This window comes from Propionibacterium cyclohexanicum, from assembly GCF_900111365.1.
Classification (GTDB): domain Bacteria; phylum Actinomycetota; class Actinomycetes; order Propionibacteriales; family Propionibacteriaceae; genus Propionibacterium; species Propionibacterium cyclohexanicum.
Window position 1 is genome coordinate 1 of record NZ_FOGZ01000046.1, and the last position, 4,993, is coordinate 4,993.

General features: G+C 64.7%; 6 protein-coding genes. 5 read left to right on the forward strand and 1 reads right to left on the reverse strand.

Annotation, left to right across the window (positions count from 1 at the left end):
• Positions 1-71: 71 nt before the first annotated feature.
• Complete coding sequence (locus BMX93_RS12465) at positions 72-341, reverse strand: MBL fold metallo-hydrolase (protein ID WP_218139347.1); 270 nt, start codon at positions 339-341, stop codon at positions 72-74.
• Between the two features lie 130 nt (positions 342-471).
• Between BMX93_RS12465 and BMX93_RS12470 the strand changes: the two genes are divergently transcribed.
• The 5 genes from BMX93_RS12470 (at position 472) to BMX93_RS12490 (ending at position 4,687) form a co-directional block, all read left to right on the forward strand.
• Positions 472-729, forward strand: coding sequence for a metal-sensitive transcriptional regulator (locus BMX93_RS12470; RefSeq protein WP_062862455.1), 258 nt, complete (start codon positions 472-474; stop codon positions 727-729).
• Positions 730-792: 63 nt separating this feature from the next.
• Positions 793-1,212, forward strand: coding sequence for a DUF302 domain-containing protein (locus BMX93_RS12475; protein ID WP_062862454.1), 420 nt, complete (start codon positions 793-795; stop codon positions 1,210-1,212).
• Positions 1,213-1,265: 53 nt separating this feature from the next.
• The gene (locus tag BMX93_RS12480; protein WP_062862453.1) at positions 1,266-2,621 is read left to right on the forward strand and encodes an MBL fold metallo-hydrolase; all 1,356 of its coding nucleotides are present in this window, start codon (positions 1,266-1,268) and stop codon (positions 2,619-2,621) included.
• Between the two features lie 309 nt (positions 2,622-2,930).
• Positions 2,931-3,197 (forward strand): SHOCT domain-containing protein, encoded by a 267-nt coding sequence (locus BMX93_RS12485; protein WP_091971640.1) that lies wholly within the window; start codon positions 2,931-2,933, stop codon positions 3,195-3,197.
• On the forward strand, positions 3,194-4,687 hold the full coding sequence (locus tag BMX93_RS12490; protein WP_091971643.1) for a multicopper oxidase family protein: 1,494 nt from the start codon (positions 3,194-3,196) through the stop codon (positions 4,685-4,687). Before BMX93_RS12485 ends, BMX93_RS12490 begins: the two co-directional genes overlap by 4 nt.
• Positions 4,688-4,993: the final 306 nt, after the last annotated feature.

A 4,993-nucleotide genomic window follows, 5' to 3' on the forward strand; every position in this document is an offset into this window, starting at 1 on the left:
CCCTGGGCTTCCGCAACCTCACCAACTACATCGCCAGAAGCCTGCTCGAGACAGGCGGATTCAGACCCCAACTACACCCTCGATTGGGATGAGCCGGTTTCTGCTCGGCGGCCGTAGCCGATCCATGCGCCGGTGGCCTGGGCGAGTTCAAGGTGGCCGGCGACGAAGTCGGCGTGGAAGTGGGTATTGATCACCCCGGTGATCGTCAGGTTGTTCGCCGCCGCGTCGGCGAGGTACTCGCCAATGTCGCGCCGCGGATCGACGACGACCGCCTGACCGCTTCTCTCATCGCCGATCAGGTAGGAGCCATGGGACAGGCAGCCGAGGTAGTACTGATTCACGATCATTATCGTCCTCCAAAGGATTGTCGTTGGTGGGAATGAAGCCAGTCTTACACATACCCTAGGGGGTATGTAATAAGCCCCTGGGGGTATACAATTGAAGGCAAGCACGAAAGACTATGGAGGAACAATGCAACTCGACACCACAGATCTGGGCCCGGTCGTGAACCGGCTCAAGCGTGCACAGGGACAACTTGGTGCCGTCACACGGATGCTCGAAAACGGCAGTGACTGCAAGGATGTGGTGACTCAGCTTGCCGCCGTATCGCGGGCGCTGGATAAGGCTGGATTTGCCATCATCGCCAGCGGGCTTCAGCAGTGCATGAGCCAGGAGGACCCCAGTATCGATAAGAAGGACTTGGAAAAACTGTTCCTCTCCCTCGCCTAACAGCACCCCCGCCCGCACGAATCGTCAAGCAGCACTGCAGGTACAACCAGCAAGGAGCAGCAGATGAGCTACACCCACACGATCACCGTCGACCTTTCCTACACCGACGCCGTGGAACGGACCAAGGAGGCCCTCTCTGAACAGGGGTTCGGCGTCCTGTCGGAAATCGACGTCCGCTCCACCTTCGAGAGCAAGCTGGGCGCTGAGGCCGCAGAGGCGCTCGGCGATTACGTCATCCTGGGTGCCTGCAACCCCGGCCTGGCCCAGCGCGGCCTCACCGCCGAGCCGGATCTGGGGGCGCTGCTGCCGTGCAACGTCGTCGTGCGCCGCGGCCCATCAGCCGGCACCACGGTGGTCCAAGCCATTGACCCGCAAACCATGGTCGAGCTCAGCGACACCGATGCTGTCCGCGAAGTGGCCGACGATGCCGATACCCGGCTGCGCGCCGCATTAGCTCAATTGCCGGCCGCCGCCGGAGCGTAGGAACCCCACCTATTCCATCAGCGTGAACAGGGCCCATAGTGAAGGAGCATCCCATGGACGTCATCACGATCGACACCCCGCAACTGGGCGACCGCAGCTACCTGGTCCACGACGGCACGAGTGCACTGGTGATCGACCCGCAGCGCGATACCGACCGGCTCGAAGCCGCCGTCCGGAATGCGGGGGTGAAAATCACCCACGTTGCCGAAACCCACATCCACAACGACTACCTCACCGGCGGGCTGATGCTCGCCAAGGCTCACGGGGCAGAGTATCTGGTCAACGCCGCCGACCCCGTCGACTACGAACGGACCCCGGTTGCCGACGGGGAGGTCTTCCAGGTCGGCGATCTATCCGTCAAGGCGGTGGCCACGCCCGGGCACACCCACACCCACCTGTCCTATATCGTCAGCGATGGTCAAGGGCAGGCGGTTTTCTCCGGAGGGAGTCTGCTGTATGGCTCCGTTGGGCGCACCGACCTGGTCAGCGACGATGACACCGAGACCCTCACCCGGAACCAGTACGCCTCGGCGCGGCGGCTCGTTGCCGAAGCCGTCCAGGACGCCCCGCTGTATCCCACCCATGGGTTCGGTTCCTTCTGCTCCAGCGGACCTGCCGCCCAGGTTGATTCGTCCACTATCGGCGAGCAGGCCCGGGACAACCATGCTCTGACAGATCCGGACGAGGACCACTTCGTTTCGGAATTGATCGCCAACCTCAGCGCTTACCCTGCCTACTACGCACACATGAGCCCCCTGAACATTGAAGGCCCCGGTCCCGCGGACCTGACAGTGCCAGAGTCGGTCGACGCCGGCGAACTCGGCCGCCGCCTCAACGACGGCGAATGGGTCATCGACCTGCGCAACCGGGTCGCTTTCGCCAGCAACCATCTGGATGGGTCCGTCAGTTTCGAATATGGCGACGGGTCCAGCTTCACCGGATATTTGGGCTGGGTGCTGCCCTGGAACGACAAACTGACACTGCTCGGTACGCACGAAGATGTGGAGAACGCGATCCGGGACCTGTCCCGGATCGGCATCGATTCCCCCGATACTGCCACCGGCGGCGGCCCGGCCGAATGGGCCCATGGAGTGCCAACCGCCAAGTATCCCCGGGTTGGCTGGGATGAGGTTCCCCGCGGCAGCACCGGTGACGAAGTCATTCTTGACGTGCGGCGCACCGACGAGTTCGAAACCTCCCACATTCGAGGGGCCGTCAACATCCCCGTCCATGACCTGCCGTCCCGGATGGGCGACGTCCCGCCACAGCGGCTGTGGGTGCACTGCGCCTCCGGCTACCGTTCCGGCATCGCCGCGAGCCTGCTGCAGCGCGCCGGCAAAGACGTGGTCCACATCGACGCCATGTTCAACGAGGCCGAAAGTGTCGGCCTGCCCATGGCCGAATCGTAACCGCTCCTCACAGCGACAGCCTTCGCGCTGGCTCACCAGGCTCTGCTGTTCCGTGCCCGATTCGCTGCTGCTGCGCTTCGGACAGGCCCAGCCCGGTTAGCGACCGCGATCGAAGAAGCCACCGAAGCTGGGATCGCCGCCGTCTCCATCGGCGGGGCCCCTGCAGCACACGGTCCATCCCGGTGGTGGTGAGCAGGAAATGCCCGCTGCCCAAGGCTTGAGAGGTCAAAACTGGGTTGACACATACCGGCAAGAGACACATAGGATTGAAGATCTGACCATGCACGCCCAGAGAGAAGGAGCACGATCATGATGAACGGCGGCGGTATGGGTGGTATGGGATTGATGTGGGTCTTCGGGCTGCTGGTGCTCGCCGGGGTAATCGTGCTGGTGGTCGTGCTGGTAACGACCCTCTCCGGCAGATCCTCGAACACCGGCGCACCCGATCACGGTCGTGCCCCCGGCGCGGATCCTGGCCGGGGGCGGGAGATCCTCCAGGAGCGCTACGCCCGCGGCGAGTTGAGCGCCGAGGAGTACCGCGAACGGTTGCAGACCCTCGAAGATGACGGCCGGTGAGCCCGCTGACCCGCCGGCAGCTGCTGGCGCTTGGCGCGGCAGGGGCCGGTGCCACCGTCGTCGGCGGGACCGGGCTGTGGTGGACCGCCACCGGCGGCCGCGGGTACACCGGTGGTGAGGACCTGATCGAACCGCAGGTGCTGGCCAGCCGCGAAGGCGTGCTGGAACTGGACCTGACCGCCGCCCAGACACGCATCCAGGTCGGCGGACGGCAGGCATCCGTGAAGGCTTTCAACGGCTCCCTTCCCGGCCCGACTCTGCGCGTGGCACCCGGAGATACAGTGCGGGTTGCGATGACCAACCGTCTGGAGGCGCCGACGAACCTGCACGTGCACGGGATGCACGTTTCCCCGGAAGGCAACGGCGATAACCCGTTCGTGAGTATCGCACCCGGTGGGTCCTTCAACTATGAGTTCGCCTTGCCCGCCGACCATCCGCCGGGCACCTACTGGTACCACCCGCACCGCCACGGCCACGTGGCCGATCAGGTCGCCGCTGGACTCTACGGGGCCATCATCGTTGAGGACACCGAGCCGGTCCCGGTCACCCGGGAGCGGGTCATGGTGGTCTCGGATCTGACCCTGGATGCTTCGGGCAACCTCGCCGAGGTGAGTCAGATGCAACAGATGATGGGCCGGGAAGGTGAGGTCGTGCTGGTCAACGGAGCGGTCCGCCCGCAACTGAACGCCGCGCCCGGGGAGCGGGAACGGTGGCGAATCGTGAACGCCTGCCCCTCCCGGTACCTCCGACTGCGGTTGGAGGGCCAGCAGGTGCGGGTGCTCAGCCGCGACCTCGGCCGCCTGCCGACCCCCGAGGACATCACCGAAGTGGTGCTGGCCCCCGGCAACCGCATCGAGATGCTCGTGGAAACGACCGAGGGCTCCTCCACGCTGGTCGCCGCACCGGTGGACCGCGGCGGCATGGACGCCATGATGGGCGGGACCATGATGGGTGACAACGAGACCGGTAGCGGCGAGCCGGTCGAGCTGCTCACTCTGACAGTGTCCGGAGCACCCGTCCAAAAACCTCCACCTGTGCCTGAAGGACCGGGCCTGCGAGATCTGCGCGGGGAGCCGATCACCGCCCGCCGCACCCTGGACTTCGCCATGGGCATGGGCGGCGGGGCCATGATGGGCAGTGGGGGCGGTGAGGGGGACACCACGATGATGGCATTCACCATCAACGGCCAGGAGTTCGGCCCCGACCGGGTCGACACCCCCGTGGCGGCCGGGACCGTGGAGGAGTGGACCCTGAAAAACTCCAGTCCCATGGACCACCCCATCCACCTGCACGTATGGCCCATGCAGATCGTCCAGGACGGAAACCGCGACCTCTCCGAACCGAGGTGGCAGGACGTAGTGAACGTCCCGGCCCGCAGCCAGGTAAAAGTCCTCATCGCCTTCGAGGACTTTCCCGGGAAGACCGTCTACCACTGCCACATCCTCGACCACGAGGACCAGGGCATGATGGGCACCGTAGAAGCCGGCTGACCGCGACGTGCGGTGACGACCGTGGCGACACAGTGCTCCGTGCCCTGCGCCGCCAGGCGAAAAAATGAGGGAAGCGCCGAAGAACAAGATCAGCAGGGTCGTCGATCAGAGCGCGGCCTCCAGCAGATAGTGCAGCCGACTTCGGACATTCCGTGCAGCCGACTTCTGAAAATGACAAGAGGAACGACGGCACGCCTGGCGGGCTGTCCCGTAAGAGTTTGCGCCGTTTGGTGACTCGCCGATGGGTTGAGGTGGGGTGGGCACGGGGTCTGTTAATCACGATTGTGTGAAGAATACGTGTATCAA

What these genes read in the sequence shown, in the direction of transcription:
- BMX93_RS12470 (WP_062862455.1), top strand. Translation starts at nt 472, where the DNA reads ATGCAACTCGACACCACAGATCTGGGCCCGGTCGTGAACCGGCTCAAG.
- BMX93_RS12475 (WP_062862454.1), top strand. Translation starts at nt 793, where the DNA reads ATGAGCTACACCCACACGATCACCGTCGACCTTTCCTACACCGACGCC.
- BMX93_RS12480 (WP_062862453.1), top strand. Translation starts at nt 1,266, where the DNA reads ATGGACGTCATCACGATCGACACCCCGCAACTGGGCGACCGCAGCTAC.
- BMX93_RS12485 (WP_091971640.1), top strand. Translation starts at nt 2,931, where the DNA reads ATGATGAACGGCGGCGGTATGGGTGGTATGGGATTGATGTGGGTCTTC.